At 63.6% G+C, this 26,313-nt stretch carries 25 protein-coding genes; 16 read left to right on the forward strand and 9 right to left on the reverse strand.

What is annotated here, in order from left to right:
* Positions 1-82 precede the first annotated feature (82 nt).
* On the forward strand, positions 83-910 hold the full coding sequence (locus J3B00_RS07215; RefSeq protein WP_209866074.1) for an ATPase: 828 nt from the start codon (positions 83-85) through the stop codon (positions 908-910).
* A gap of 34 nt (positions 911-944) precedes the next feature.
* On the opposite strand, the gene J3B00_RS07220 is transcribed toward J3B00_RS07215, so the two are convergent.
* Both J3B00_RS07220 and J3B00_RS07225 read right to left on the reverse strand, forming a co-directional pair.
* Entirely contained in the window at positions 945-1,994 is a 1,050-nt protein-coding gene (locus J3B00_RS07220; protein WP_209866077.1) for an alkene reductase, read from the reverse strand.
* 49 nt (positions 1,995-2,043) lie between these two features.
* Positions 2,044-2,346 (reverse strand): helix-turn-helix transcriptional regulator, encoded by a 303-nt coding sequence (locus J3B00_RS07225; RefSeq protein ID WP_209866080.1) that lies wholly within the window; start codon positions 2,344-2,346, stop codon positions 2,044-2,046.
* A 152-nt stretch (positions 2,347-2,498) separates the two neighbouring features.
* Here J3B00_RS07225 and J3B00_RS07230 point away from each other — a divergent pair, with 152 nt between their 5' ends.
* Entirely contained in the window at positions 2,499-3,068 is a 570-nt protein-coding gene (locus tag J3B00_RS07230; RefSeq protein WP_209866083.1) for an ACP phosphodiesterase, read from the forward strand.
* Positions 3,069-3,199: 131 nt separating this feature from the next.
* On the opposite strand, the gene J3B00_RS07235 is transcribed toward J3B00_RS07230, so the two are convergent.
* Together J3B00_RS07235 and olsB are read right to left on the reverse strand one after the other, a co-directional pair.
* On the reverse strand, positions 3,200-3,988 hold the full coding sequence (locus tag J3B00_RS07235) for a lysophospholipid acyltransferase family protein (protein WP_209866085.1): 789 nt from the start codon (positions 3,986-3,988) through the stop codon (positions 3,200-3,202).
* Positions 3,988-4,743, reverse strand: a complete 756-nt coding sequence (olsB, locus tag J3B00_RS07240; RefSeq protein WP_209866087.1) for an L-ornithine N(alpha)-acyltransferase — start codon at positions 4,741-4,743, stop codon at positions 3,988-3,990. Before olsB ends, J3B00_RS07235 begins: the two co-directional genes overlap by 1 nt.
* A gap of 135 nt (positions 4,744-4,878) precedes the next feature.
* Here olsB and J3B00_RS07245 point away from each other — a divergent pair, with 135 nt between their 5' ends.
* From J3B00_RS07245 to J3B00_RS07280, 8 genes are all read left to right on the forward strand, one after another.
* Positions 4,879-5,766: an acyl-CoA dehydrogenase gene (locus J3B00_RS07245; RefSeq protein ID WP_209866089.1), complete on the forward strand. Its 888-nt coding sequence runs from the start codon at positions 4,879-4,881 to the stop codon at positions 5,764-5,766.
* 42 nt (positions 5,767-5,808) lie between these two features.
* Entirely contained in the window at positions 5,809-6,894 is a 1,086-nt protein-coding gene (locus tag J3B00_RS07250; protein WP_209866091.1) for a serine hydrolase, read from the forward strand.
* Positions 6,891-7,187 carry an amidase gene (locus J3B00_RS07255; protein ID WP_209866093.1) on the forward strand — a complete coding sequence of 99 codons (297 nt, stop codon included), beginning with the start codon at positions 6,891-6,893 and terminating at the stop codon, positions 7,185-7,187. Before J3B00_RS07250 ends, J3B00_RS07255 begins: the two co-directional genes overlap by 4 nt.
* A 44-nt stretch (positions 7,188-7,231) precedes the next feature.
* Positions 7,232-7,813, forward strand: a complete 582-nt coding sequence (locus J3B00_RS07260) for a YceI family protein (protein ID WP_209866096.1) — start codon at positions 7,232-7,234, stop codon at positions 7,811-7,813.
* Between the two features lies 1 nt (position 7,814).
* Positions 7,815-8,972: a phosphatidylserine/phosphatidylglycerophosphate/cardiolipin synthase family protein gene (locus tag J3B00_RS07265; protein WP_209866099.1), complete on the forward strand. Its 1,158-nt coding sequence runs from the start codon at positions 7,815-7,817 to the stop codon at positions 8,970-8,972.
* Positions 8,973-9,052: 80 nt separating this feature from the next.
* Positions 9,053-9,631: a DJ-1/PfpI family protein gene (locus J3B00_RS07270; RefSeq protein ID WP_209866102.1), complete on the forward strand. Its 579-nt coding sequence runs from the start codon at positions 9,053-9,055 to the stop codon at positions 9,629-9,631.
* A 264-nt stretch (positions 9,632-9,895) separates the two neighbouring features.
* Complete coding sequence (locus tag J3B00_RS07275; protein WP_209866105.1) at positions 9,896-10,837, forward strand: AEC family transporter; 942 nt, start codon at positions 9,896-9,898, stop codon at positions 10,835-10,837.
* A 51-nt stretch (positions 10,838-10,888) separates the two neighbouring features.
* The gene (locus J3B00_RS07280; RefSeq protein WP_209866108.1) at positions 10,889-12,250 is read left to right on the forward strand and encodes an amino acid permease; all 1,362 of its coding nucleotides are present in this window, start codon (positions 10,889-10,891) and stop codon (positions 12,248-12,250) included.
* Positions 12,251-12,410: 160 nt separating this feature from the next.
* Here J3B00_RS07280 and J3B00_RS07285 read toward each other — a convergent pair whose 3' ends face one another.
* The 5 genes from J3B00_RS07285 to gatC form a co-directional block, all read right to left on the reverse strand.
* A complete protein-coding gene (locus J3B00_RS07285; RefSeq protein WP_209874668.1) occupies positions 12,411-13,454 on the reverse strand; it encodes a calcium/sodium antiporter in 1,044 nt (347 codons plus the stop codon).
* Positions 13,455-13,515: 61 nt separating this feature from the next.
* On the reverse strand, positions 13,516-13,890 hold the full coding sequence (locus J3B00_RS07290) for a septal ring lytic transglycosylase RlpA family protein (RefSeq protein ID WP_209866110.1): 375 nt from the start codon (positions 13,888-13,890) through the stop codon (positions 13,516-13,518).
* A gap of 165 nt (positions 13,891-14,055) precedes the next feature.
* Positions 14,056-15,501 (reverse strand): Asp-tRNA(Asn)/Glu-tRNA(Gln) amidotransferase subunit GatB, encoded by a 1,446-nt coding sequence (gatB, locus tag J3B00_RS07295; RefSeq protein ID WP_209866113.1) that lies wholly within the window; start codon positions 15,499-15,501, stop codon positions 14,056-14,058.
* A gap of 11 nt (positions 15,502-15,512) precedes the next feature.
* Positions 15,513-16,964 carry an Asp-tRNA(Asn)/Glu-tRNA(Gln) amidotransferase subunit GatA gene (gene gatA, locus J3B00_RS07300; RefSeq protein WP_209866115.1) on the reverse strand — a complete coding sequence of 484 codons (1,452 nt, stop codon included), beginning with the start codon at positions 16,962-16,964 and terminating at the stop codon, positions 15,513-15,515.
* 15 nt (positions 16,965-16,979) lie between these two features.
* Positions 16,980-17,267, reverse strand: coding sequence for an Asp-tRNA(Asn)/Glu-tRNA(Gln) amidotransferase subunit GatC (gene gatC / locus J3B00_RS07305; protein WP_119145451.1), 288 nt, complete (start codon positions 17,265-17,267; stop codon positions 16,980-16,982).
* 200 nt (positions 17,268-17,467) lie between these two features.
* Here gatC and mreB point away from each other — a divergent pair, with 200 nt between their 5' ends.
* From mreB to J3B00_RS07335, 6 genes are all read left to right on the forward strand, one after another.
* A complete protein-coding gene (gene mreB / locus J3B00_RS07310) occupies positions 17,468-18,505 on the forward strand; it encodes a rod shape-determining protein MreB (RefSeq protein WP_003255163.1) in 1,038 nt (345 codons plus the stop codon).
* 153 nt (positions 18,506-18,658) lie between these two features.
* Complete coding sequence (mreC, locus tag J3B00_RS07315; protein ID WP_209874671.1) at positions 18,659-19,765, forward strand: rod shape-determining protein MreC; 1,107 nt, start codon at positions 18,659-18,661, stop codon at positions 19,763-19,765.
* A complete protein-coding gene (gene mreD, locus J3B00_RS07320) occupies positions 19,765-20,253 on the forward strand; it encodes a rod shape-determining protein MreD (RefSeq protein WP_119145455.1) in 489 nt (162 codons plus the stop codon). Before mreC ends, mreD begins: the two co-directional genes overlap by 1 nt.
* 34 nt (positions 20,254-20,287) lie before the next feature.
* Positions 20,288-20,887: a Maf family protein gene (locus tag J3B00_RS07325; protein WP_209866119.1), complete on the forward strand. Its 600-nt coding sequence runs from the start codon at positions 20,288-20,290 to the stop codon at positions 20,885-20,887.
* Positions 20,888-20,953: 66 nt separating this feature from the next.
* The gene (rng, locus tag J3B00_RS07330; protein WP_209866122.1) at positions 20,954-22,411 is read left to right on the forward strand and encodes a ribonuclease G; all 1,458 of its coding nucleotides are present in this window, start codon (positions 20,954-20,956) and stop codon (positions 22,409-22,411) included.
* 73 nt (positions 22,412-22,484) lie between these two features.
* Positions 22,485-26,306 (forward strand): YhdP family protein, encoded by a 3,822-nt coding sequence (locus J3B00_RS07335; protein WP_209866125.1) that lies wholly within the window; start codon positions 22,485-22,487, stop codon positions 26,304-26,306.
* The last annotated feature ends 7 nt before the right edge of the window (positions 26,307-26,313 follow it).

Genomic DNA, 26,313 nt, shown 5'->3' on the forward strand with positions numbered 1-26,313 from the left:
TCCTGCGGATGATGGTCATCAGTGCGCCGCGCAAGCGGTTTATACTCATGCCTCTTTGCTATTACTGTGGTTGAAAGCACCCATGCGTAACGATCTTCGCGACGATATCGACGACGTGCCCCCTTTGCGTGCCGGCACCCGTGATGACCATGAACTGCTCCCTGAGCACGTGGCGCGCAGCCGCCAGAAGGCCGCCCGTCCAGCCAACACCGCGCCGCTCTGGGCCTTGCTGTGCGCTTCGTTCATTGCCCTGGCGGGCTTGGGCTGGTGGAGTTTCCAGCAGATCTCGCTGATGGAGCAGCAGTTGGTGGCCACTCAGGAGAGCTTTGCTCGTATCAGCGAAGAGGCCGCCGGACGCTTGCAGGCGATCAGTGGCAAGGTCGAGGCCAGTGATGCCAGCGTCAATACGGGCAGTGAGGCGCTGAAGCTGCAGATCCGCCAGTTGCAGGCGAGCCTGGCGGAGCAGGGCAAGCAGCAGCAGGGCGTCGCGGGCCAGGCCGGGGATCTGGGCAAGCGCCTGGAGCAGGTCCTGGCTGACACCCGTGAGCAGCAGAAGACGGTGACTGAGCTGCAGGGCCAGTTGCAGGCGCAGCTGAAGGCGGTCAATGCCGAATTGGCAGCGCTCAAGTCGGGGCAGCTGGATGGCGGCAAGCTGGACACCGAGTTGAAGACCCTGAGCAACGAAATTGCCGCGCTGAAGAAACAGGGCAATCCGAGCGCGGCGATCGAGAGCCTGGAGCAGGACGTGCTGGTGCTCAAGAGCCAGGCCGACAACCGTCCTGCAGCGGCGAGCGGCGCCTCGGTGCAGGAGTTCGATGCGTTCCGTGGGCAGACCACGCGTAACCTGAACACCTTGCAGAACCAGGTGCAGAACCTGCAGCAGCAGATCAACGCCCGGCCTCAGCAGTAGCCGCAAGGGGCCGCAAAGCGGCCCCTCTTTTCAGTTACAGGCGCGGATAGTCGATGTAGCCCACCGGTCCCTTGCCATAAAAGGTCTCCGGCCGCGCCTCGTTCAATGGCGCATCAGCTGCCAGCCGCGCCGGCAGGTCCGGGTTGGCAATGAACGGCACGCCAAACGCGACCGCATCGGCCGTGCCGCTGGCCAACGCCGCATTGGCACCGGCTTTGTCGAACCGCTCGTTGACGATGTATGGCCCGCCAAACGCTTCCTTGATCATCGGACCAATGCTGTCATCGGCCTGCTTCTCACGCGAGCAGATAAACGCGATGCCGCGCTTGCCCAGCTCCCGGGCAACATACGTAAAGGTCTCGAGCCGATCCGCATCGCCCATGTCATGGGCATCGGCACGCGGTGCCAGGTGCATGCCGACGCGGCCCGCGCCCCACACCTCGATCACCGCGTCGGTCACTTCCAGCAACAAGCGTGCGCGGTTCTCCAGCGATCCGCCGTAGCGGTCGTTACGCTGGTTGGTGCTGCTCTGCAGGAACTGGTCAAGCAGGTAACCATTCGCCCCGTGGATCTCCACGCCATCAAAGCCGGCCGCCTTGGCGTTCTCGGCACCCACCCGGTAGGCGTCGACGATGTCGGCGATCTCTTCGCTCTCCAGTGCGCGCGGGGTCGGGTAGTCGGCCAGTGGGCGAACCAGGCTGACATGGCCCTTGGCGGCAATTGCGCTTGGCGCCACCGGCGACTCGCCATTGAGGTAGCTGGGGTGGGAAATCCGGCCGACGTGCCACAGTTGCAGGAAGATTCGCCCGCCGGCGGCATGGACGGCCTTGGTCAGGTTGGTCCAGCCGCGCACCTGGTCGTTCGACCAGATCCCTGGGGTGTCCGGATAGCCGACGCCCATCGGCGTTACCGAGGTCGCCTCGCTGAGGATCAGCCCGGCACTGGCGCGCTGTACGTAGTATTCGGCCATCAACGCGTTGGGCACCCGGCCTTCATCGGCGCGGCAACGGGTCAGTGGCGCCATGATGATGCGGTTGGGCAGTTGCAGGTCGCCCAGGTTGATCGGATCGAAAAGCGTGGTCATCGAGTAAGCCTCGCGAGAATCGTTGGGAAGGGAAATGACAAAGCCCTGTTCAGAGCGCTTGGCTCAGTTGTTTGAGAAACGCCTGAATGGTGTCCTCGTTGCGTTTGAAGAAGTGCCACTGGCCAATCTTCTGGCTGCTGATCAGGCCTGCGCGCTGCAAGGTCGCCAGATGGGCCGAGACAGTCGACTGGGAAAGGCCGCAACGCTGATCGATCTGCCCGGCACAGACACCGTGCTCGGTGCTGTGGTGCTGGTCGGGAAACTGCGCCGCCGGGTCTTTCAGCCAGGTGAGGATTTCGCGCCGTACCGGGTGGGAAAGGGCTTTTATTATGTCGTCGAGGTCGATAGGCATGAGTAGGCTCGTGATGTGTTGCGCTATATCGCGATGGGGCGAAATATAAATCGGTATTTCCCGATATACAAAGACGAAGAGGTTCTGAGCTGAGTGCAAATCGCTATATCGCGTTATAACGATATTGGTGCTGGCAGTGCTAGACTGGCGTCATGAACTATCTCGCACATCTGCATCTTGGCGGCCAGCAGCCGCAGCAATTGCTCGGCAGCCTGTATGGCGATTTCGTCAAAGGCTCGCTTGAGGGGCGCTTCCCGCCGACCTTGGAGGCGGCTATCCGGCTGCACCGGCAGATCGACAGTTTTACCGACAGCCATCCGCAGGTGCTGGCTGCGCTGGGGCGGTTTCCGCGCGAACGGCGGCGCTATGCCGGGATTGTTCTGGATGTGTTTTTCGATCATTGCCTGGCGCGGCATTGGCAGGACTACGCCGAACAGCCGTTGGCCGAGTTCACCGGCGAGTTCTACCGGGTGTTGCTGGCTGAGCCCGAGTTACCGGGGCGGCTGGCACATATCGCGCCGTTCATGGCTGCCGATGACTGGCTGGGGGCGTATGGCGATTTCGCCACCTTGGAGCAGGTATTCAGGGGGATCGCCCGGCGCTTGTCGCGGCCGGAAGGAATGGCGGGGGTGATGGGTGAGCTCGAGGCGCTGTATGAGCCGTTGCTGGAGGATTTCAGGGTGTTTTATCCGCAGTTGCAGGTGTTTGCGGCCAGTCGTTAGTCAGGGCCGGCCTCTTCGCAGGGCAAGCCCGCTCCTACAGGATTGGAGTCGATCACAAGATCCTGGTCATTCCCGAATCCTGTAGGAGCGGGCTTGACCCGCGAAGAGGCCGGCACTGCCATCATCAAATATCAGGCCGCCCGCGCCTGCCGACGCGGCGCCTGCTCCACCTCATCATCGCCAAACAACGCCACCTGAATCGCCTGCTGCGCCTGAAATGCCAGCGCCGCCCGCTCTTTACCCAGGCTGCTGATCGGTGCCAGCAAATGAATCCGCACCTCCCCCCGCGCCTGGCCAAACAAACGCAGCAGGTGCGACACCAGATCATCATCGCCTACGAACGGCGCCACCCGATCAGCTTCGCCGCCACGCCGATACTCGATCGCCACCGGCTGCAGCGGCGTGCCCTGGTCGATCGCGCCGGCCAGCAGGCGCCCATGAAAGGTGCGCAGGCTGCGCCCATCAGTGGTGGTGCCCTCCGGAAAGATCAGTAACGGTTGCTCGTCAGCCAACTGCTGACTGATCTGCTCACGCAAACGCTGTGCATCGCCACCGCCGCGACGAATGAACACCGTCCCGGCCTTTTCCGCCAGCCAGCCCGCCAGCGGCCAATGACGCACCTCGGCCTTGGACAGGAACGACAGCGGCGTGAGCATGCCCAGCAAGGGGATGTCGGTCCATGACACGTGGTTGCCGACCCACAGCATCGGCTCCTGCGGCGGCGCGCCGATCACCTGCACATTGAACGGCAAGGCAGCGACCAGACGCTGCATGAACCAACAGCTCCAGCGTTGACGCAGGGCCATTGACGGCTTCAGCCCCAGCCGCTCGCCAACCGCGATCACGCCCGCCATGCTGGCCCCAAGCAGCAGCACCAGCAGCAAGCGTGACAGACGGGCGAGAACCCGCAGCCGCGCCATCAGACCGCTGCCTTGAAGTGGCGAGCGTAGCGCGGGCAGAGATCGTCGCGCTTGAGCAGGATGAACACATCAGCCACCTGGAAATCCTCGTCCCAGCACGGCTCGCCGCAAATCTTCGCGCCCAGGCGCATGTAGGCCTTGAGCAGCGGTGGCATCTCGGCAATGACATTGCCAGGCAGGGCCAGGCTGGGCAGGGGGTTCTTCGGCTCGGCGCGCAGGTGCTCGGTGCACAGGTAGCGTTCGCGCAGGCGTTGCATGATGGCATGGGCCTGCACCCCGCCGTCCTGCATGGGGATGCTGGCGCAGCCCATCAGGTAGCTGTAGCCGCCTTCGTTGAGCACTTCGGCCAGTTCGCCCCAGAGCACGGCGATGGTGCCACCGTTGCGGTAGGCCGGGTCGACGCAGGTGCGGCCCAGCTCGAGGATCGGCCCCTGCAACTGCAACAGGCCGTGCAGGCGGAATTCCTCTTCGCTGTAGAAGCGGCCCAGGCTGCTCGCAGCCTGATGGTCGAGCAGCCGCGTGGTGGCAACCAGGCGGCCAGTGCTCAGGTCGCGGACGCCAATGTGCCGGCAGTGGATATCGTAGTCGTCCATGTCCAGGCCGTGTTCGGCGCCTTTGAGCTTGGCCTTGAATTCGCCGCTGAACACCGCGAAGCGCAGGGCTTGGGCTTCCTGCAGGGCCGCGGCGCCGACCAGGCGTTCGGCGTGCAGACGGCGTTCAGTGCTGTTGTCGCCAGAGCGAGCGATCCGAGTCATTCCGAGTCTCCATAAGCCAGCCATTGGGGGTTGCAGCCGGTCGGCCTTGTTGTGCAAAGTCAGCCTAGGTATGCCCGGTGTCACCTCGGTGAATCTTTGGTGATGCTTGCATGACACCCCTGGAAGGAGCGTCTGATGGCTTGGTTGCAACGACTCAATGACCCGCTTAGATACCCGCTGGCCGGCGGCCTGGGCGACATCTATGGTGCGCAGACCGAGCGCCTCGGCACGCTGGCGCCCTTCGAGTTGGCGGTGCTCGGCGGGCGTGCCATGGCCACCCCGGGGCTGGCCTTTCTGATCGGTTACCAGGCCGCGTTGCGCGTACTCTGGCCGAGTGCCCCGGCATCGCTTGGCGCGCTGTGTGCCACGGAGCGGCGCAGCGTGCGCCCGGCAGACATGCACACCCGCCTCGACGGCCTGCGCCTGACCGGCAGCAAGGACTTCGTTACCGCAGGTCTTGATGCCGAATGGCTGTTGGTGGCCGCCCGCTGCGAGGCCCCGGGCGAGCCGCCGCGGCTGAGCCTGGCGGTGGTCTATCCTGGCGAGCCGGGGGTTACCCTCGAGGCGCTGCCGACCCTGCCGCTGATGCCCGAGGTCGGGCATGCCCGTGTGCAGTTGCAGCACGCCGCCTGCGAGCTGCTGGCCGGTGATGGCTGGGATGCCTACGTCAAGCCGTTCCGCTCACTCGAAGACCTGTATGTGCTCGCTGCGATGCTGGCCTGGCTATATGGCGTCGGCCAGGAGTGCGCTTGGCCTCAGGCGTTGCAATTGCGCCTGCTCGGGCTGCTCGGTGCATGCGCCGAGGGCAGTCGCCAGTGCGCTGACAGCGTCGCTGGCCATCTCCTGCTAGGCGGGATCTATGCCCAGTTTCAGGCGTTGCGCGGCGAGCTCGATGCGGCACTTGCGGCAGGGCCTGAACAGTGGGCGCAGCTTTGGCAGCGTGACCAAGGCGTGCTGGCCTTGGCCAGTGCCGCCAGAGACAAGCGCCTGGCCAAGGCCTGGAGCGCCGCCGGACTGTCATGAAGCTGTGGCACGCTCGCCCGGTCGCTGAGCAGAGGGCTGGGCATGGGCGTGTCGAGAGGGTGGCTCTGCCTGATAGGGGCGTTGGTCTTGCCGGCCGCGGCCGAGCATTGGCCTGAGCCGGACTGGCAAACCGAGCCTGCGGCAATCGACTGGCAGGCTGTCGATGACTATGCCTTCCCCGTGCGCGATGACGCCGAGCGCAGTGGCGTGCGCAGCGATGCACTGCTGATCATCCGCGATGGCCGCATCCTGCATGAGCGTTATAGCGCGCCGACTGATGCCGATACCCCGCACCTGACCTGGTCGGTCAGCAAGAGCGTGCTGGCCACCGTGCTCGGCGTAGCTTATGGCGAACAGCGCTTTGCCCTGGCTGACCCGGCAGTACGCTTCTATCCAGCCCTGAGTCAGCATCCAGAGCTGCGCCTGCGCGACCTGCTGCACTGGGCCAGTGGCCTGGCCTGGCAGGAGGATTACGAGTACGCGCCATTGAAGTCGTCCGTGATCGCCATGCTCTACGCGCGCGGCCGCGACGACATGGCAGGCTTCGCCGCGGCGATGAAAGCCGAGCAGCCGCCGGGCCGCCACTTTGTCTATTCCAGCGGTGACAGCAACCTGCTTGCCGGCGCCTTGCGTGGAATGCTCGAGCCGGCGCAGTACGCCAGTTACCCGTGGCAGGCGCTGTTTACGCCGTTGGGCATCGACAGCGCAGTGTGGGAACGGGACGGCGCCGGTACCTATGTTGCTTCGTCCTACCTCTACCTGAGCGCACGCGACCTCGCGCGTATCGGCCTGCTGATGCTACGGCACGGCCGCTGGCAGGATCGGCAGCTGCTCCCGGCGCAGTGGGTGGCCTTCAATCGCGCGCCGTTCACGTCCGCCGAGGCCATCCCGGGTGAGGCGACCCCTGGTGGCCACTGGTGGCTCAACCGCGCGCTGCCGGGGCACTCGCTGCCATGGCCGGACGCCCCGGCCGATACCTATGCAGCCTTGGGCCATTGGGGTCAGGCGTTGTATGTGTTGCCAGGGCAAAAGCTGGTGGTGGTGCGTTATGCCGATGACCGTGACGCCAGCTACAGCCACAACCAGTTGCTCAAGCGGATACTGGCGGCAGTCGGAGGCGGATCATGAAACGCCTCTTGCTGGTACTGGCTGCGGCGCTACTGGCCTGGGTATGGCACGAGCGTCAGGCATTGGCGGACTTTCCCGGGATTCTCTCGGCCTACTCGGCCAAGGAGTACTGCTCGTGCCGGTTCGTCATGGGCTTTGACCAGGCTTACTGCCGTGGCTACGTTAAACAGTACCTGCCATTGAGCCGCCTGGAAGAAGACAGCCGCCAGCACCAGGTACTTGCCGAAGGCCTCGGGCGCACCAGCCTGGCCGTGTGGCAGGGGCCGCGTGTGGGCTGCCGCTTGCTGCCGTGAGGGCGGGCGGGTAAGGTTGATGGCTTTGTTTCACGGAACTTCTCATGCTCAATTTCGCCCGTCTGCTGCCAGCCTTGCTGCTGGCTCTTTGCCTGCCCGCTCATGCCAACTGGCATCTCGATGGTGAGTCCTCGCGCTTGTCGTTTGTCACGGGCAAGAACGGCGACACCATCGAGGTCCATCGCTTCCTGGTGTTGCACGGTAGCGTCGATCGCAAGGGTGTGGCCGGGCTGAGCATCGAGATGGACTCGGTCAGCAGCGGTATCCCCCTGCGCGACGAGCGTATGCGTGACGCACTGTTTGAAGTTGGCAAGTTTCCCGATGCGACGGTCAAGGCCAAGCTCGACCTGCAGCCGATCAACAACCTGGCCAACGGCGCGCAGATCGAATTGCGCATGCCGCTTACCGTCACCCTGCACGGCCAGTCGCACAGCTATAACGCCCTGTTGATGGCGACCCGGCTGGATGAGCGACGTTTCCAGGTAGTAACCCTTGAGCCGCTGATTCTGCGCGCCAGTGACTACGGCCTGCTGCCTGGCCTGGAAAGCCTGCGTACGTTCGCCAAGCTCAAGTCGATCAACCCTTCAGTACCGGTCAACGCGGTACTGATCTTCACCGCCCGCTGACATGCCGGGGCCGGTTTTCCCCTGGCGGGATGGCAACCAGTTCGAGCTGCTGATCGACGGCCCCGAGTTTTTTCCGCGGATGCTCCTGGCGATCATGCGTGCCGAGCGTCAGGTCGATCTGGAGCTGTACCTGGTCGAGGCCGGGGGTTGCGCCGAGGCGGTGGTCGAAGCGCTGGAGCTGGCCGCACGACGCGGAGTGAGAGTGCGCTGCCTGTTCGATGACTACGGCTCGCTGGCCTTTACGGCGGCGTTGCGTCAGCGGCTGCAGGATGCTGGGGTGTACCTGCGCTGGTACAACCGTCTGAGTTGGCGGCGCGGCCTGCGTAATCTCTATCGTGACCACCGCAAGCTGTTGCTGGTTGATGAGCACTGGGCAGCGGTCGGTGGTACGGGTGTCACCGATGAGTTCTGGACACCGCACGCCGAGGCCAGTGAATGGCATGAAGTCATGGTCCAGATGCAAGGGCCGATCGTCAGCGACTGGCAGTTGTTGTTTGATCGCCAATGGCACGCCAACAACCGCCGCACGGCCTGGCGACCGCCAGAGGGCTTTGGCCTGCCGCGCCTGCCGAAGGTACCGGTGCAAGGCCAGGGCATGGGCCGGGTGGCTTACGCCGACGCGCGCCAACATCGCGATATTCTCCATTCGCTGGTGCGCGCGCTGAACAGCGGCCAGCGCCGGATCTGGCTGGCGACGCCGTACTTCCTGCCGACCTGGAGCGTGCGCCGCTCACTGCGCCGCGCCGCAGCCCAGGGCATCGACGTGCGCCTGTTGCTGACCGGCCCACGCACCGACCACCCGTCGGTACGCTATGCCGGCCATCGCTACTACCCACGGTTGTTGCGCGCCGGGGTAAGGATCTTCGAGTTTCAGCCGTGCTTTCTGCACCTGAAGATGGTTTTGGTGGACGACTGGGTCAGTGTTGGTTCGTGCAACTTCGATCACTGGAACCTGCGCTTTAACCTCGAGGCCAATATCGAGGCGCTCGACCCGCCGTTGACTGCCGCGGTGGCGGCCAGCTTCGAACGAGACTTCGGCCTCAGCAAGGAGGTCGACCTCGAGCACTGGAATGCGCGGCCGCTATGGTCTCGGCTCAAGCAGCGGGTGTGGGGCTGGCTGGATCGGCTGGTGGTGAATCTGCTTGATCGACGTGGCTGAAGCCTGCGCTGGATATCGCTCAGCGCAGAAGCAGACTATCGTGCTGTGATTGTTCCGATGCTTGCTCAGGAGTGGATGCGATGACGGCGAAGAAGATTCTCATGCTGGTCGGTGATTACGTCGAGGATTACGAGGCGATGGTGCCGTTCCAGGCGCTGAGCATGGTGGGCCATACCGTGCATGCGGTGTGCCCGGAGAAAATTGCCGGGCAGACCGTGCGCACGGCGATTCATGACTTCGAGGGCGAGCAGACCTACAGCGAGAAGCCAGGGCACAACTTTGCCCTGAACTTCGATTTCGTCCAGGTGAGGCCCGAAAGCTACGATGCCCTGTTGATCCCTGGCGGGCGGGCGCCGGAGTATCTGCGCTTGAATCAGCAGGTGCTGGCGTTGGTCAAGGCCTTCGATCAGGCCGGCAAGCCGATTGCGGCGGTGTGCCATGGTGCGCAACTGCTGGCGGCTGCGGGTGTGCTGGAAGGGCGTGAATGCAGTGCCTATCCGGCTTGTGCGCCTGAGGTGCGGCTGGCGGGCGGCACGTTTATCGACATCGCCGTGGATCAGGCGCATGTCGATGGCAACCTGGTGACAGCGCCCGCGTGGCCTGCGCATCCCGCCTGGTTGGCGGCCTTCCTGAAGGTGCTGGGTACGCGGATTTCCTGAGAGGGGAGTGCTAGTCCGGGAATTCTGGGGCCGCTTTGCGGCCCTTTCGCGACGCAAGGCCGCTCCCACAATGGACCGTGTTGCGCAGGCCTTCGCCTCGGCCTTATGTCGCGAAAGGGCTGCAAGGCACCCCAAGGTAGTTCAGGCAATCTGTAAGACAGTTCTGAAGGAAATTTCCTTTTATCGCCGTCGATTCCCCGCAACTTGCGACCGCTGGCGTATCATTAGCGCCCTAACGGCAACCCCTTTCAGGACCGCTCGCGCATGCTCGCCCTCCTTATCCAGACGCTGAACATCACCGCGCCGGTGTTCGCCATGCTGTTCATGGGCGTTTTCCTCAAACGTGTACGCCTGATCGACGACAACTTCAGCAAGGTCGCCTCGGCGCTGGTGTTCAACGTTTGCATGCCCGCCTTGCTGTTCCTCGGCATTTACCACGCCGACCTGGATGCAGCGATCAAGCCCGGGGTGATCTTCTATTTCATCGCCATCACCCTGGTCGGCTTCGCCCTGGCCTGGGGGCTGGCCATCTGGCGAGCGCCATTGGCCGAACGCGGTATCTATACCCAGGGCGCGTTTCGCGGCAACAACGGGGTGATCGGCCTGGCCCTGGCTGCCAGCCTCTATGGCGACTATGGCATCTCGCTCGGCGCGGTGCTCGCCGGCCTGGTGATCCTCATGTACAACTCGCTCTCGGCGGTGGTGCTGGCGGTCTACAGCCCAGACCTCAAGTCCGACCCGTGGAGCATCTGCAAGAGCATCTTCAGCAACCCGCTGATCATCAGCGTGCTGCTGGCAACGCCGATGGCCTACGCTCAGGTGCCGCTGCCCAACTGGCTGCTGACCTCAGGCGATTACCTGGCGCAGATGACCTTGCCGCTGGCGCTGATCTGTATCGGTGGCACATTGTCGCTGACCGCCTTGCGTGACAGCGGCAGGCTGGCGGTGGATGCGAGCCTGGTGAAAATGGTCTGGTTGCCGCTGGTCGGCACCCTCGGTGCCTGGCTGTGTGGCTTTCGCGGTGCCGAACTGGGCATCCTCTTTCTCTACATCGGCAGCCCGACTGCTGCGGCCAGCTACGTCATGGCGCGTGCCGCCAACGGCAACCACCAACTGGCCGCGTCGATCATCGTCATCACTACGCTAATGGCGGCGATCACCACCAATATCGGTATCTTCATCTTGCAGTGGGGCGGATGGATCTAGATCCTGACTGCACTAACTCAAACAACACTGCCTCCTGACAAAGGACACTTCATGCAAGACCAGAATTCGCCCGAGCAGTTACAGCGCGGGCTGAAAAATCGGCATATCCAGCTGATCGCCCTGGGCGGGGCCATTGGTACAGGGCTGTTCCTGGGGATCGCCCAGACCATCCAGATGGCAGGCCCTTCGGTATTGCTGGGCTATGCCATCGCTGGCCTGATGGCCTTCCTGATCATGCGCCAGCTCGGCGAAATGGTCGTCGAGGAGCCGGTGGCGGGCAGCTTCAGCCACTTCGCGCACAAATACTGGAGCGAATTCTCCGGGTTTGTTTCGGGCTGGAACTACTGGGTGGTGTACGTCCTGGTGGGCATGGCCGAACTGACCGCCGTGGGCATTTACGTGCAGTACTGGTGGCCAGACTTCCCCACCTGGGCGACGGCAGCGATCTTCTTTGTCGCCATCAACCTCATCAACCTGACCCAGGTGAAGGTCTACGGCGAGCTCGAGTTCTGGTTTGCCCTGGTCAAGGTCGTTGCCATCGTCAGCATGATCGGTTTCGGCGCCTGGCTGCTGACCAGTGGCCATGGCGGCCCCGATGCCAGTGTGGCCAACCTGTGGCAGTACGGCGGTTTCTTCCCTAATGGTGTCGGTGGGCTGATCATGGCCCTGGCGGTCATCATGTTCTCCTTCGGTGGCCTGGAGCTGGTCGGCATCACTGCGGCCGAGGCGGACAACCCACGGGTGAGCATTCCCAAGGCGACCAATCAGGTTGTCTACCGGATCCTGATCTTCTACATCGGTGCGCTGGCGATCCTGCTGTCGCTGTACCCGTGGCAGAAAGTGGTGCAGGGCGGCAGCCCGTTCGTGATGATTTTCCACGAACTGGACAGCGACCTGGTGGCGACCATTCTCAATGTCGTGGTACTGACCGCGGCGCTGTCGGTCTACAACAGCTGCGTGTATGCCAACAGCCGCATGCTGTTCGGCCTGGCCAGCCAGGGTGATGCACCGCGTCAGTTGCTCAAGGTCAGTCGTCGCGGTGTACCGTTAACGGCGCTCGGCGTGTCGGCAGCGGCCACTGGGCTGTGCGTGCTGATCAACTACCTGATGCCGGGGGAGGCGTTTGGCCTGCTGATGGCGTTGGCGGTGTCGGCACTGGTGATCAACTGGGCGAGCATCAGCATTACCCACCTGAAATTCCGCAAGGCCAAGATCGCAGCGGGGGAGACGCCGTTCTACCGCAGCTGGGGGCATCCGGTGAGCAACTACTTGTGCCTGGCGTTTATCGTACTGATTCTGGTGGTGATGTACCTGACGCCGCCGATTCGCATCTCGGTGATGTTGATTCCGGTGTGGATTGCCGTGCTGGGTGTGGCGTTCCGGCTGAAGAAGAAGCGTCAGGCCAGGGGCTGATAGTTCTTTCGGGTGGTGCTTGGCGGGGGCTGGGGTGTTGTTAATCCCGGCCTCTTCGCGGGACAAGCCCGCTCCTGCAGGTATACGCCGAATTCAAAATTTGCGCAGATCCTGTAGGAGCGGGCTTGTCCCGCGAAGGGGCCGGCACTGGTGCCCTCGGTCAGTGCTGCCGACGCCAAGCGCGTACCGTGGTGTAGAGCAGGATCACCCCAAGCACCGGCAGCACATAGAACAGCATCAGCTTTTCCAGGCGCCCGGCCAGCGGCATACCGGTGGTGAAGGTCACCACGTGCAGGCCGTACGCCAGGTACAGACAGAGAAAGACCAACCCCTCGGCCCGCGTTACCCGGTACCCGGAGTAGAACACCGGCAGGCTCAGGCAGGCGACGCCAAGCATCACCGGCAAGTCAAAGCCCAGCGCATTGGGCGAGATCGACAGCGGCGTGGGCGTGACCAGCGCGGTCACCCCCAGCACGGCCAGCAGGTTGAACAGGTTGCTGCCGATCACCGTGCCCACCGCCACCTCACGCTCACCGCGCAGTGCTGCCACCAGCGCGGCGGCCAGTTCCGGCAACGAGGTGCACACGGCAACCACCGTCAGGCCAATCACCCGCTCAGACAAACCTAGGTCGGTTGCGACCTCCACCGCGGCCTCGAGCAAGAGGTGCCCGGCCAGGCTCAGCAGGCTCAGACCGAGAGCAATCTGCAGCACTGCACCGCTCCAGAAGCGCCCGCTGCGGATTGGCAGCGGGCTGGGTGCCGGGTAGGTACGGGCGTAATGCCGTGACTGATGCCAAAGCATGACCAGGTAGCCGATCAGGCCGATCAGCAGCAACAGGCCTTCGAGGCGACCCAGTTGGCCGTTGCTGGCCAACAGATAGACCAGTGCGCTGGCGGCGACCATCAGCGGAATGTCCAGGCGCACCAGTTGCCGCGAGACGCGCAGGGGGATGATCAAGGCGGCGAGGCCGAGGATTACCAGCACATTGAAGATATTGCTGCCGATCACGCTGCCCACCGCGACGTCCGGCGCGCCTTGGTAGGCGGCCTGCAGGCTGACGGTGAGTTGTGGCGCGGTACTGCCGAAGGCAACCAGGCTCAGGCCGATGATCAGCGGCCGCACGTGCAGGCGGCTGGCCAGGCGCAGGGCTGCGCGCACCAGCAGTTCGGCGCCGATCACCAGCAATACGAGGCCCAGGCCCAGTTGCAGGAGGCTGAAGGTGGGGAGGGTGGCAAGGTCGAAAATGGTCGGTGCTCCGCTTGGATCAGTCGCTCAGACCTTGTACCCGCACTCGCGCGGTTCCGCTACGGATCATGCCGATTTTTTCCGCTGCCGCACGTGACAGGTCGATCAGCCGCCCCCGCGTGTGCGGGCCACGGTCATTGATGCGCACGACGACGCTGCGCTGGTTGGCCAGGTTGGTTACCAGGACGCGGCTGCCGAAAGGCAGGCTGCGGTGGGCGGCGGTCAGGCCATGTTGGTTGAACGGTTCACCGCTGGCGGTGCGCTTGCCGTGATGGCGCGAGCCATAGTACGAAGCGGTGCCGCTGGTGTCGTAGCCGCGTGGGTCGATATCGTGGCTGGCACAGCCGGCCAGCAGGGAGAAAAGCGCGAGGGCGCTGAAGGTACGCCTTACCAAATCGGATGCTCCGCAGGCCATGGGTCTGCTGCGCGGCCCTTCGCGGGGCAAACCCGCTCCTACAGGTACTGCGCCGACCGTGCGGTAGGCAGAGAACCTGTAGGAGCGGGCTTGCCCCGCGAACGAGGGCAAAGCCCTCGCCGGATCGCTAGCAGGTAAAAAACATCACCCTTCGAGCTTGGCCTTGAGCAATTGGTTCACTTGCCCCGGGTTGGCCTTGCCTTTGGAGGCTTTCATCGCCTGGCCGACAAAGAAGCCGAACATCTTGCCACGCTTGGCCTCGTCGGCGGCGCGGTACTGTTCGACCTGGTCGGCGTTGGCCGCAAGCATCTCGTCCAGCATCTTGTCGATCGCGCCGGTATCGGTGACCTGCTTGAGGCCTTTGCTTTCGATGATGCTGTCTGCATCGCCTTCACCGGCAGCCATGGCTTCGAACACGGTCTTGGCGATCTTGCCGCTGATGGTGTTGTCGCTGATGCGCAGCAACATGCCACCCAGTTGCTCGGCGCTGACCGGCGCCTGGTCGATCTCGACACCCAGCTTGTTCAGCAGGCTGCCGAGCTCGACCATGACCCAGTTGGCAGCCAGCTTGGCGTCACCACCGATGCGCGCCACGACCTCGAAGTAGTCGGCCTGTTCGCGGCTGGCGGCGAGCACGTTGGCGTCGTAGGCCGACAGCCCGTACTGGCGCTGGAAGCGCTCGACCTTCTGCGGTGGCAGCTCCGGCAGGCTGGCGCGAATGGTCTCGAGGAAGCTGCGCTCGATGACCACCGGCAGCAGGTCCGGATCGGGGAAGTAACGGTAGTCGTTAGCTTCTTCCTTGCTGCGCATGGAGCGCGTCTCGTCCTTGTTCGGATCGTACAGGCGAGTTTCCTGGACTACCCGGCCGCCGTCTTCGATCAGGTCGATCTGGCGCTGGATCTCGCTGTTGATCGCACGCTCGATGAAGCGGAACGAGTTGACGTTCTTGATCTCGCAGCGGGTGCCGAACTCGACCTGGCCTTTTGGCCGGATCGACACGTTGCAGTCACAACGCAGCGAGCCTTCGGCCATGTTGCCGTCGCAGATGCCCAGGTAACGCACCAGTGCATGGATCGCCTTGACGTAGGCCACGGCTTCCTTGGCGCTGCGCATGTCTGGCTCGGAGACGATCTCCAGCAGCGGCGTACCGGCGCGGTTCAGGTCGATACCGGTGGCGCCGTTGAAGTCTTCGTGCAGGCTCTTGCCGGCGTCTTCTTCAAGGTGCGCGCGGGTGATGCCGACGCGCTTGATGGTGCCGTCTTCAAGGGCGATGTCCAGGTGGCCCTTGCCGACGATCGGCAGGTCCATCTGGCTGATCTGATAGCCCTTGGGCAGATCGGGGTAGAAGTAGTTCTTGCGCGCGAACACGTTGCGCTCGCCGATCTCGGCGTCGATCGCCAGGCCGAACATGCAGGCCATGCGCACCGCTTCCTGGTTGAGCACCGGCAGTACGCCGGGCATGCCCAGGTCGATCAGGCTGGCCTGGGTGTTCGGCTCGGAGCCAAAGGTGGTGGCGCTGCCGGAGAAAATCTTCGACTGGGTGGCGAGCTGGGTGTGAATCTCCAGCCCGATAACAACTTCCCATTGCATGTGTGAATTCCTCAGAAGCCGTTAGGAGCGCGGGTGTGCCAGTCGGTGACTTGCTGGTAGCGGTGCGCGACGTTGAGCAGGCGACCTTCCTGGAAGTACGGCGCCAACAGTTGCACGCCCACCGGCAGGCCTTCGACGAAGCCGGCTGGCATCGACAGGCCGGGCAGGCCGGCCAGGTTGGCAGTGATCGTGTAGACGTCTTCCAGATAGGCGGCGACCGGGTCGCTGCTCTTGGCGCCAAGCTTCCAGGCCGGGTTCGGCGTGGTTGGGCCAAGGATCACATCGACCTGCTCGAAGGCGGTCATGAAATCGTTCTTGATCAGGCGTCGGATTTTTTGCGCTTTCAGGTAGTAGGCGTCGTAGTAGCCGGCCGACAGCGCGTAGGCGCCAACCATGATCCGCCGTTGCACTTCGGGGCCGAAGCCTTCGCCACGCGAGCGCTTGTACAGGTCGGTGAGGTCCTTGGGGTTGTCACAGCGGTGGCCGAAGCGCACGCCGTCGAAGCGCGACAGGTTCGAGGAGGCCTCGGCCGGGGCGATCACGTAGTACGCCGGAATGGCGTGCTGCATGTTCGGCAGGCTGATTTCCTTGACCGCCGCGCCGAGCTGCTCCAGCTCCTTGACGCTGGCCTGGACCAGGTCGGCGATGCGCGGATCGAGGCCGGCGCCGAAGTATTCCTTCGGCAAGCCGATGCGCAGGCCTTGCAGCGGTGCATTGAGGTTGGCGCTGAAGTCCGGGACCGGCTCGTCGATGCTGGTCGAGTCCTTGGCGTCGAAGCCGGCCATGCCTTGCAGGAGCAGGGCGCAGTCTTCGGCGGTGCGCGCCATCGGCCCGCCCTGGTCGAGGCTCGAGGCGTAGGCGATCATGCCCCAGCGCGAGACACGGCCGTAGGTCGGCTTGAGGCCGGTGAGGTTGGTCAGCGCCGCCGGTTGGCGGATCGAGCCGCCGGTGTCGGTGCCGGTGGCGACCGGCAGCAGGCGCGCGGCCACGGCCGCGGCGGAACCACCCGACGAGCCGCCCGGGACGTGCTCGAGGTTCCACGGGTTCTTCACCGCGCCGTAGTGGCTGGACTCGTTGGCCGAACCCATGGCGAATTCGTCCATGTTGGTCTTGCCCAGGGTGACCATGCCGGCTTCGGCCAGCTTGGCGACCACGGTGGCGTCATAGGGCGCCTTGAAGTTGTCGAGCATCTTCGAGCCGCAACTGGTGCGTACGCCATTGGTGCAGAACAGGTCCTTGTGGGCGATCGGCGCACCCAGCAGCACGCCAGCCTCGCCCGCAGCGCGGCGGGCGTCGGCGGCACGGGCCTGGCCGATGGCCAGTTCTTCGGTGACGCTGATGAAGCTGTTCAGTTGCGGGTCGAGTTGCTTGATCCGCGCCAGCAGGGCGCCAGTCAGCTCTTCGGAGGAAAACGTCTTGTCGGCGAGTCCGCGGGCGATCTCGGCCAGGGTCAATTGATGCATGGCAGGTGCTATCCCTTACTCGATGACTTTCGGAACCAGGTACAGACCGTTTTCGGTCGACGGAGCGATGGCCTGGTAGGTGTCGCGCTGATTGCGCTCAGTAACCTGGTCGGGGCGCAGGCGTTGGCTGGCCTCCAGAGGGTGGGCCAGGGGCTCGATGCCGTCGGTGTCGACGGCTTGCATCTGGTCGACCAGCCCGAGAATACTGTTCAAGGCGTCGGTAATGCGTGGCAGTTCGCCTTCATTCAGGCCCAGTCGGGCCAGATGGGCGATCTTTTCCACGTCGGAGCGTTGCAGCGCCATTGGGGATCTCCAGTGAAACGAAACGGATTGGTTCCGTGATGAGGAACATGCCGGCATTTTGGCGGTCATACACCGCGATCATCTGCAGGCTTGCTCGGAAAAACTGCCAATTTAACATATTGGCTCCTTGCCCAAAATCCCTGCCATTGTTAGAGTTTGCCGCACTTTTTTACCCACGCTTTCCCCAGGGTCACTTTCCCATGTTCAAGAAACTGCGTGGCATGTTTTCCAGCGATCTTTCCATCGACCTGGGTACTGCCAACACCCTTATTTACGTGCGTGAGCGCGGTATCGTCCTGAATGAGCCCTCGGTTGTTGCCATCCGTACCCACGGCAACCAGAAAAGCGTCGTCGCCGTCGGTACCGAAGCCAAACGCATGCTGGGCCGTACGCCCGGCAACATTGCTGCCATTCGTCCGATGAAGGATGGCGTGATTGCCGACTTCAGCGTTTGTGAAAAAATGTTGCAGTACTTCATCAACAAGGTTCACGAAAACAGCTTCCTGCAGCCCAGCCCGCGTGTGCTGATCTGCGTGCCGTGCAAATCGACCCAGGTCGAGCGCCGTGCCATCCGTGAATCGGCCCTTGGCGCCGGTGCCCGGGAAGTGTTCCTGATCGAAGAACCTATGGCTGCGGCCATCGGTGCCGGCTTGCCGGTCGAGGAAGCCCGTGGTTCGATGGTCGTCGATATCGGTGGTGGTACCACTGAAATCGCCCTGATCTCCCTCAATGGCGTGGTCTATGCCGAGTCCGTCCGTGTTGGCGGCGACCGCTTCGACGAAGCCATCGTGACCTACGTGCGCCGTAACTACGGCAGCCTGATCGGCGAATCCACCGCCGAGCGCATCAAGCAGGAAATCGGCACCGCCTACCCAGGTGGTGAAGTACGTGAAGTCGACGTGCGTGGCCGTAACCTGGCCGAGGGCGTGCCACGTGCCTTTACCCTCAACTCCAACGAAGTGCTCGAGGCCCTGCAGGAATCCCTGGCGACCATCGTCCAGGCGGTCAAGAGCGCGCTGGAGCAGTCGCCGCCGGAGCTGGCCTCCGACATCGCCGAGCGTGGCCTGGTACTGACCGGTGGTGGCGCCCTGTTGCGTGACCTCGACAAGCTGCTGGCCCAGGAAACCGGCCTGCCGGTGATCGTCGCCGAAGACCCGCTGACCTGCGTCGCCCGTGGCGGTGGTCGCGCCCTGGAGATGATGGACAAGCACGCCATGGACCTGCTCTCCAGCGAGTGATCCCTGGTGCTGTCCAGGCTCCATCAGTGAACGCCCGGTTTACAGGTAGCACGTGCAGTGCTACCTGTATGCGCTGGGCTGGCGTCCGTTGGGCGCTGTTTCCGTCAACCCGCAGCAGGCTGGTGCATTGTTCAATGGCCAATGACCACCTGAATCGTCGTCCACGAGGAACGGCCCATTAAACCGCTTTTCTCCAAGGGCCCTTCGCTGGGCGTTCGTCTGCTGGTGCTGGTGGTCCTGTCGGTTGCACTGATGGTGGTCGACTCGCGCTTTGCCTTGCTCAAGCCGGTACGCAGCCAGATGGGGCTGGTGCTGATGGAGTCGTATTGGCTCACTGACCTGCCGCAACGCCTCTGGCAGGGGGTCGCCAGCCAGTTTGGCAGCCGTACCGAGCTTGCCGCCGAGAACGAAAAACTCAAGACCGAGACCCTGCTGCTGCAGGGCCGCCTGCAGAAGTTGGCCGCCCTGACCGAGCAGAACGTGCGCCTGCGCGAGCTGCTCAATTCGTCGGCCCTGGTCAACGAGAAGGTCGAGGTAGCCGAGCTGATCGGCGTCGACCCCAACCCCTTCACGCACCGCATCCTGATCAACAAGGGTGAGCGCGATGGCGTGTTCCTCGGCCAGCCAGTGCTCGACGCTCGCGGCCTGATGGGCCAGGTGGTGGAGTTGATGCCCTACACCTCGCGGGTCTTGCTGCTGACCGATACCACCCACAGCATTCCGGTGCAGGTCAACCGCAACGGCCTGCGCGCCATCGCCAGCGGTACCGGTAACCCGGAGCGCCTCGAGCTGCGCCATGTGGCCGATACCGCCGACATCAAGGAAGGCGACCTGCTGGTCAGTTCCGGCATGGGCCAGCGCTTCCCGGCCGGTTATCCGGTGGCGACAGTCAACGAAGTGATCCATGACTCCGGCCAGCCGTTCGCGATCGTCCGCGCGATCCCGACGGCCTCACTCAATCGCAGTCGCTACATGCTGCTGGTGTTCAGTGACCGGCGTACCCCGGAGCAGCGCGCCACGGAAGCGGCGATTGCCCAGGAAGAAGCTGACCGCAAGGGCATCAGCCTTGCGCCTGCAGCCGCTGGTGGCGATGCAACAGTCCCTGTGACAGCGCCCGCTGCACCTGCGGCGCCCGCCGGCACCGTACCCGCCACGCCGACACCTGCAGCGACGCCTGCACCTGCCCCGGCAGCCCAGGGCGCGGCGCCCGTCAACCCGGCTGCGGCGCCCGCACCGCAAAGCCAACCCCGGAGGCAATGATGGCCAGTTCGCGCAGCAAGAACGGTTGGGTGATCTGGTTGACCTTTGTCATCGGCCTGTTGCTCAGCGTTTCGCCGATGCCGCAGTTCATGGAAGTGTTTCGCCCGATGTGGCTGGCCATGCTGGTCTCGTTCTGGGCGCTGGCGGTACCGAACAAGGTCGGCATGACCACCGCGTTCGTCCTGGGTCTGGCTGAAGATGTGCTCTACGGCACCTTGCTCGGGCAAAACGCCTTGATCCTGACCCTGATCACCTTCCTGGTGCTGTCCTTGCAGCAGCGCCTGCGCATGTTCCCCTTGTGGCAGCAGAGCCTGGTGATTCTGGTGATCTTCGGCATCGCCCAGTTGATTCAGCTGTGGTTGAGCGCTTTGACCGGTAATCGCCTGCCGACACTGGCCCTGGTCTGGTCGGCAGTGATCAGTGCCTTGCTCTGGCCGTGGATCAGCTTTGCCCTGCGCGATTTGCGCCGACGCCTGCACATCAACTGACCGGCATCGCCGCGACTGACAGGGATATGTCCACATGAACTCGTTGTACCTTGCCTCAGGCTCGCCGCGCCGTCGTGAACTGCTGACCCAGATCGGCGTGCCGTTTACCCCGCTCAGTGCCCCCATCGATGAAACCCCGCTGCCCGGTGAAAGCGCCTCGGCCTATGTCGAGCGCCTGGCCCGAGCCAAGGCGACAGCCGGTTGCGCGCAGCTGTCGGGTGCTGGCGTGGTGCTCGGCGCCGATACCGCAGTGGTGCTCGATGGGCAGATCCTCGGCAAACCGGAAAACCGCGAACATGCCCTGGCGATGCTCGCCGAGCTCTCCGGACGCGAACACCAGGTGCTGACTGCCGTGGCCTTGAACGACGGTCAGCGCTGCCAGAGCCTTTGCGTGACGAGCAGTGTGCGCTTTCGTGCCATCAGTCGTGACGAAGCAGAGCGCTACTGGGACAGCGGCGAACCGCTGGACAAAGCCGGCGGCTACGCGATCCAGGGCCTGGGGGCGGTTTTCGTTACCGCGCTTGCTGGCAGTTACTCGGCTGTGGTCGGCCTGCCGCTGAGTGAAACGGCCGAATTGCTCGGGCGTTTCGCCATTGCCTGCTGGCAGCAGCCAGCGGCCCAGCCAGAGGATTGAACGCCGCGCTAGCCAGAGACTGGTCAGCGATCCATGATTACCCCAGACCTTTGATGAGAGCCTGCCATGAGTGAAGAGATCCTGATCAACATCACCCCGATGGAATCGCGCGTGGCAGTGGTGGAAAACGGTGTGCTGCAGGAGGTGCATGTCGAGCGCACCCTGCGCCGCGGCATCGTCGGCAATATCTACAAGGGCAAGGTGGTGCGGGTGTTGCCTGGCATGCAGGCGGCTTTCATCGACATCGGCCTGGAGCGCGCAGCGTTCATTCACGCCTCGGAGATTTCCCAGCGCGAGGGATCGGCGGTGGAAAACATCACCGCACTGGTGCACGAAGGCCAGGCACTGGTGGTTCAAGTAACCAAGGACCCGATCGGCACCAAGGGCGCGCGCTTGACCACGCAGCTGTCGATCCCCTCGCGCTACCTGGTGTACATGCCGCGCAGCAGCCATGTCGGGATTTCGCTGAAAATCGAGGATGAAGCCGAGCGCGAACGCCTCAAGAAGGTGGTCAGCAACTGCGTCGAGCAAGAGAATATCAAGGACGCCGGTGGCTTTATCCTGCGTACTGCTGCCGAGGGCGCTCGCCAAGAGGATATTCTTCAGGATATCCGCTACCTGCGCCGGCTGTGGGAGCAGATCGCCAGCCAGATCCAGACCTGCGGCGCGCCGATGGTCATCTATGAAGACCTCGGGCTGGCCCTGCGTACCCTGCGTGACCTGGTCAACCACAAGATCGAGAAGATCCGCATCGACTCGCGGGAAACCTTTCAGAAAACCACGCAATTCGTGGGCGAACTGATGCCGGAGATCGCCGATCGCCTCGAGCACTATCCCGGTGAACGGCCGATTTTCGACCTGTATGGCGTCGAAGACGAAATCCAGCGTGCCCTTGAACGCAAGGTGCCGCTCAAGTCCGGCGGTTACCTGGTGGTCGACCCGGCGGAAGCTATGACGACCATCGACGTCAATACCGGGGCGTTCGTGGGCCACCGCAATCTCGAAGAGACCATCTTCAAGACCAACCTCGAGGCGGCGACCGCCATTGCCCGGCAACTGCGCCTGCGCAATATCGGCGGGATCATCATCATCGATTTCATCGACATGGAAGATGAAGAGCACCAGCGCCAGGTGCTGCGTACCTTGGAAAAACAGCTCGAGCGCGATCACGCCAAGACCAACATCATCGGTATCACCGAGCTCGGTCTGGTGCAGATGACCCGCAAGCGTACCCGCGAGAGCCTCGAGCAGGTGCTGTGCGAGCCCTGTGCCGGCTGCCAGGGCCGAGGCAAGTTGAAAACTCCGGAAACCATCTGCTACGAAATCTTCCGCGAGATCCTCCGTGAGGCGCGCGCCTATCAGGCCGAGGGCTATCGCGTGCTGGCCAACCAGAAAGTGGTCGACCGCCTGCTGGATGAGGAATCCGGCAATGTCGCCGAACTTGAAACCTTCATCGGTCGAACCATTCGCTTCCAGGTCGAGTCCATGTACTCCCAGGAACAATACGATGTGGTGCTGCTCTGACGCGTTCTGAAACTCTTCGCCGGGTGGCGAAAACCTCGCTTCGGGCCATAGTTAAGGCACGACTTGGAGGGCAATGGCCATGGGACGTCTGACCCGCGTTCTCAGCGCCTTGACCCGCTGGGGCTTGGGCCTGTGTGCGCTGCTGGCTGTGCTGGTGGCGTTATATGTAAGCCTGGGCAGGCAGTTGGTGCCACTGGTGGCCGAGTACCGCGCCGATGTCGAGAGCAAGGCCGAGCAGGCGCTTGGCCTGCCGGTGCATGTGGGCGCACTCGAAGGCCGCTGGAGCGGCTTGGCCCCGGTGTTGCGCGTGCGTGATCTGCAGTTGGGCGAGGGCGCAGATGCCCTGCGCCTGGACGAGGTCAAGGTGGTCCCTGACCTGTGGGCGAGCCTCAAAGCGCGCGAGGTACGTCTGGCGCGTATTCAGTTGGGTGGCCTGCAACTGATGGTGCGCGAAGACCAGCACGGCGCCTGGACGCTTGAAGGGCTGCCGCACACGCAAGACACCGCGACAGACCCAGCCCAGCTATTGCAACGCTTGCAGCAGCTGGGCCGCATCGATGTTTTCGACAGTCAGGTCACGCTTGAGCCCTGGCAGCGCGATCCAGTCACCCTTACCTACGTCAGCCTCGGCTTGCAGGCAGGTGCTTCGCGTCAGGCCGTTGACCTGCGCGCGACCTTGCCGGATGGTCAGCCGCTGGCGCTCAGGCTACGCAGCCAGGCCACGGCCGAGGCCTGGCGTGAGGGGGCGGTGCAGGCTTACCTGAGCCTGCCGCAGAGTGATTGGGCGCGCTGGCTGCCGCCGCGCGTGCTCGGGCAATGGCGGGCCGAAGCGCTGAGTGCCGGTGGTGAGGTGTGGGTCGACTGGCGCAAGGGTGAGTTGCAGCAGGGGGTTGTGCGCCTCAATGCACCGCAGTTGCGCGGTGCCTATGCAGAGCGCAAGGCGGTCAGCCTGGACAACCTGGCGTTGTCGGCCTGGGTCCGGCGTGGCGAGAACGGCTACGCGGTGGTGCTCGACTCGCTTGCTGCGAGCATCGGCAAGACCCGTTGGGAAACCCACTTGCAGGTACAGCAGCGGCGCTCGCAAACGCCGGCCGAGGAAGCCTGGCAGGTCCAGGCCGATCGTCTCGACCTGACCCCACTGACTCCGCTGGTCCAGGCACTGGCGCCGCTGCCAGAGAAACTCATGGCGGTGGTCGATGCGCTAAAGGTCTCCGGCGCCTTGCGCAATGTCAGCCTGGACATTCGGCCCAAGGCCGAGGGCGACCAGCGGTTGCAGTTCGCTGCCAACCTTGAGCGTGTCGGCTTCGATGCCTATCACGGCGCGCCGGGGGCCGGCAATGTCAGCGGCAGCATCGCCGGTGACCTCGGGCACGGCGAACTGCGCCTTGATACTGATGCGTTCATGCTGCACCTGTACCCGATCTTCGCCAAACCCTGGCATTACCAACAGGCCAATGCACTGCTCACCTGGCGGCTCGACAAGCAGGGTTTCACCCTCATCGCGCCGTACCTGAAAGTGCTCGGCGAAGAGGGCAAGATTGCGGGTGACTTCCTCATCCGCCTGCTGTTCGAGCCCGGCAGCGAGAGCTACATGGACTTGCGCGTCGGCCTGACGGAAGGTGATGGTCGTTATACCGCCAAGTACCTCCCGGAAGTGCTCAGTCCAGCGCTCGACGAATGGCTACGCTCTGCCATCGTCAAAGGCACTGTCGACGAGGGCTATTTCCAGTACCAGGGTTCGCTGAACCATGACGCAAGTCCCGAGTCACGCAGCATCAGCCTGTTCTTCAAGGTGCGCGATGCGGCGCTCGATTTCCAGCCCGGCTGGCCGCAGGTGCAGCAGGTCGCCGGTGACGTCCTGATCGAAGACAGCGGCGTGCGCATCAAGGCCCAGCGTGGCTTGTTGCTCGACACCAAGGTCAGCGACGTCAGTGTCGACATTCCCCATGTCGACGCCGGCCAGCACAGCCATCTGTATCTTGAGGGCGACTTTGACGGTGGCCTCGGCGATGGCCTGAAGATTCTCCAGCAGGCGCCGATCGGTACCGGCGAGATCTTTGCTGGCTGGGAAGGCGAGGGGCCACTCAAGGGCAAAGTAAAGCTGGATGTGCCGCTGGCCAAGGGCGAGCAGCCCAAGGTGCAGGTGGATTTCGCCACCGCTGGCGCGCGCTTGCAGGTGGCGCCGCCGACCTTGGAACTGAGCAAGCTCAAGGGCGATTTCAGCTTTGATCTGGACAAAGGCCTGAGTGGCAAGGGCATCACCTTGCAAGCATTTGGCAAGCCGGTCAGTGCGCAGATCCTTGCGCAAGGCCAGGCTGGGCAGATGCAGACCCGCATCAACGCCACCGGTCAGGTGGCACTGCCGGCCCTGACCGACTGGTTGCAGTTCAAGCAGACCTTGCCTGCCAGCGGCGATCTGCCTTACCAGTTGCAACTCGATTTCGGCAGTCGGGATAACCAGCTCAGCGTCGAGTCGTCGCTCAAAGGCTTGGCCATCGACCTGCCAGCGCCGTTTGGCAAGGCGGCCGAAGAGGTGCGCGATAGCCGCTTCAGCATGTCCCTGAAGGGCGCCGAACGGCGTTTTGATGCTGCCTATACCGATCTAGCCCGCTTCGCCTATGCCGCGCCCGCCGACAAGCTGGACCAAGGTCGTGGCGAATTGCTCCTGGGTAGCGGTACAGCCCAGGTGCCATCTGGGCAGGGCCTGCGTGTGCGTGGCCGGCTGGAGACGCTCGACCTTGAACCCTGGCAGCAACAGGCGCAGCGCTTCGCCGGGGAAGACCCAGGTGGCAGTGCACGCCAGAACCTGCAAGGTGTCGACCTGAGCATTGGCCAGCTCAAGGCCTACGGCATGGACCTGAACCAGGCCGTGGTACGCCTGGCGCGTGGTGCCAGTGCGTGGGACCTGCGCCTGGACAGCAAGGAAGTCATCGGCAACGCGCGGATCCCCGACGCCAAGGCACAAGCCATGCTGGTCAAACTGCAGACCTTGCGCCTGCCGCCGGCGGACCCCGCGCAAGCGCAAAGCGAGGATGCGCCTGACCCGCTGGCCACGTTTGATCCGCGCAAAGTCCCCGCGCTCGACCTGACCATCGACAAGCTCTACCGCGGTGACGACCTGTTCGGCAGTGTGGCGCTCAAGCTGCGACCGACCTCGCGTGGGGTCTCCTTCGACGACATCGACCTTGAACTCAAAGGCCTGCACATCGATGGCAGTGGCGGCTGGGAAGGCGATCCAGGGACGACCTCCAGTTGGTACAAAGGCCGCTTGGACGGCAACAACCTGGCAGATGTACTCAAGGCGTTTGGCTTTGCTCCGACGGTTACCAGCCGCGATTTTCGTCTGGATGTCGACGGTCGTTGGCCGGGCTCGCCGGCCTGGGTGGGCGTCAAACGGTTCTCCGGCAGCCTCGATGCGGCCCTGCGCACTGGCCAGTTCGTCGAGGTCGATGGCAGTGCCCAGGCCTTGCGGGTGTTTGGCCTGCTCAATTTCAACTCGATTGGCCGGCGCCTGCGCCTGGACTTTTCCGACCTGTTCGACAAAGGCTTGGCCTATGATCGAGTCAAGGGCCTGTTGGTCGGCAGTGAGGGGGTGTACGTGACCCGCGAGCCGATCACCATCACCGGCCCTTCGAGCAACTTCGAGCTGGACGGCACACTGGACATGGTCCGTGACCGGGTCGCTGCCAACCTGCAAGTGACCTTGCCGGTGACCAACAACCTGCCGTTGGCGGCGCTGATCGTCGGTGCCCCGGCCATTGGCGGTGCGCTGTTTCTGGTCGATCGACTGATTGGCGACCGGGTATCGCGTTTCGCCAGCGTGCACTATCGAGTCGAAGGGCCGTGGAAAGAGCCTAAAATCACCTTTGTGAAACCTTTCGAAAAATCTCGCTAGGAGCAGT

It is taken from the genome of Pseudomonas sp. BP8, from assembly GCF_017875955.1.
GTDB lineage: Bacteria > Pseudomonadota > Gammaproteobacteria > Pseudomonadales > Pseudomonadaceae > Aquipseudomonas.

Coding starts and splice junctions, on each gene's coding strand:
- J3B00_RS07215 (WP_209866074.1), top strand. CDS start 83: ATGCGTAACGATCTTCGCGACGATATCGACGACGTGCCCCCTTTGCGT.
- J3B00_RS07220 (WP_209866077.1), bottom strand. CDS start 1,994: ATGACCACGCTTTTCGATCCGATCAACCTGGGCGACCTGCAACTGCCC.
- J3B00_RS07225 (WP_209866080.1), bottom strand. CDS start 2,346: ATGCCTATCGACCTCGACGACATAATAAAAGCCCTTTCCCACCCGGTA.
- J3B00_RS07230 (WP_209866083.1), top strand. CDS start 2,499: ATGAACTATCTCGCACATCTGCATCTTGGCGGCCAGCAGCCGCAGCAA.
- J3B00_RS07235 (WP_209866085.1), bottom strand. CDS start 3,988: ATGGCGCGGCTGCGGGTTCTCGCCCGTCTGTCACGCTTGCTGCTGGTG.
- olsB (WP_209866087.1), bottom strand. CDS start 4,743: ATGACTCGGATCGCTCGCTCTGGCGACAACAGCACTGAACGCCGTCTG.
- J3B00_RS07245 (WP_209866089.1), top strand. CDS start 4,879: ATGGCTTGGTTGCAACGACTCAATGACCCGCTTAGATACCCGCTGGCC.
- J3B00_RS07250 (WP_209866091.1), top strand. CDS start 5,809: ATGGGCGTGTCGAGAGGGTGGCTCTGCCTGATAGGGGCGTTGGTCTTG.
- J3B00_RS07255 (WP_209866093.1), top strand. CDS start 6,891: ATGAAACGCCTCTTGCTGGTACTGGCTGCGGCGCTACTGGCCTGGGTA.
- J3B00_RS07260 (WP_209866096.1), top strand. CDS start 7,232: ATGCTCAATTTCGCCCGTCTGCTGCCAGCCTTGCTGCTGGCTCTTTGC.
- J3B00_RS07265 (WP_209866099.1), top strand. CDS start 7,815: ATGCCGGGGCCGGTTTTCCCCTGGCGGGATGGCAACCAGTTCGAGCTG.
- J3B00_RS07270 (WP_209866102.1), top strand. CDS start 9,053: ATGACGGCGAAGAAGATTCTCATGCTGGTCGGTGATTACGTCGAGGAT.
- J3B00_RS07275 (WP_209866105.1), top strand. CDS start 9,896: ATGCTCGCCCTCCTTATCCAGACGCTGAACATCACCGCGCCGGTGTTC.
- J3B00_RS07280 (WP_209866108.1), top strand. CDS start 10,889: ATGCAAGACCAGAATTCGCCCGAGCAGTTACAGCGCGGGCTGAAAAAT.
- gatB (WP_209866113.1), bottom strand. CDS start 15,501: ATGCAATGGGAAGTTGTTATCGGGCTGGAGATTCACACCCAGCTCGCC.
- gatA (WP_209866115.1), bottom strand. CDS start 16,964: ATGCATCAATTGACCCTGGCCGAGATCGCCCGCGGACTCGCCGACAAG.
- gatC (WP_119145451.1), bottom strand. CDS start 17,267: ATGGCGCTGCAACGCTCCGACGTGGAAAAGATCGCCCATCTGGCCCGA.
- mreB (WP_003255163.1), top strand. CDS start 17,468: ATGTTCAAGAAACTGCGTGGCATGTTTTCCAGCGATCTTTCCATCGAC.
- mreD (WP_119145455.1), top strand. CDS start 19,765: ATGGCCAGTTCGCGCAGCAAGAACGGTTGGGTGATCTGGTTGACCTTT.
- J3B00_RS07325 (WP_209866119.1), top strand. CDS start 20,288: ATGAACTCGTTGTACCTTGCCTCAGGCTCGCCGCGCCGTCGTGAACTG.
- rng (WP_209866122.1), top strand. CDS start 20,954: ATGAGTGAAGAGATCCTGATCAACATCACCCCGATGGAATCGCGCGTG.
- J3B00_RS07335 (WP_209866125.1), top strand. CDS start 22,485: ATGGCCATGGGACGTCTGACCCGCGTTCTCAGCGCCTTGACCCGCTGG.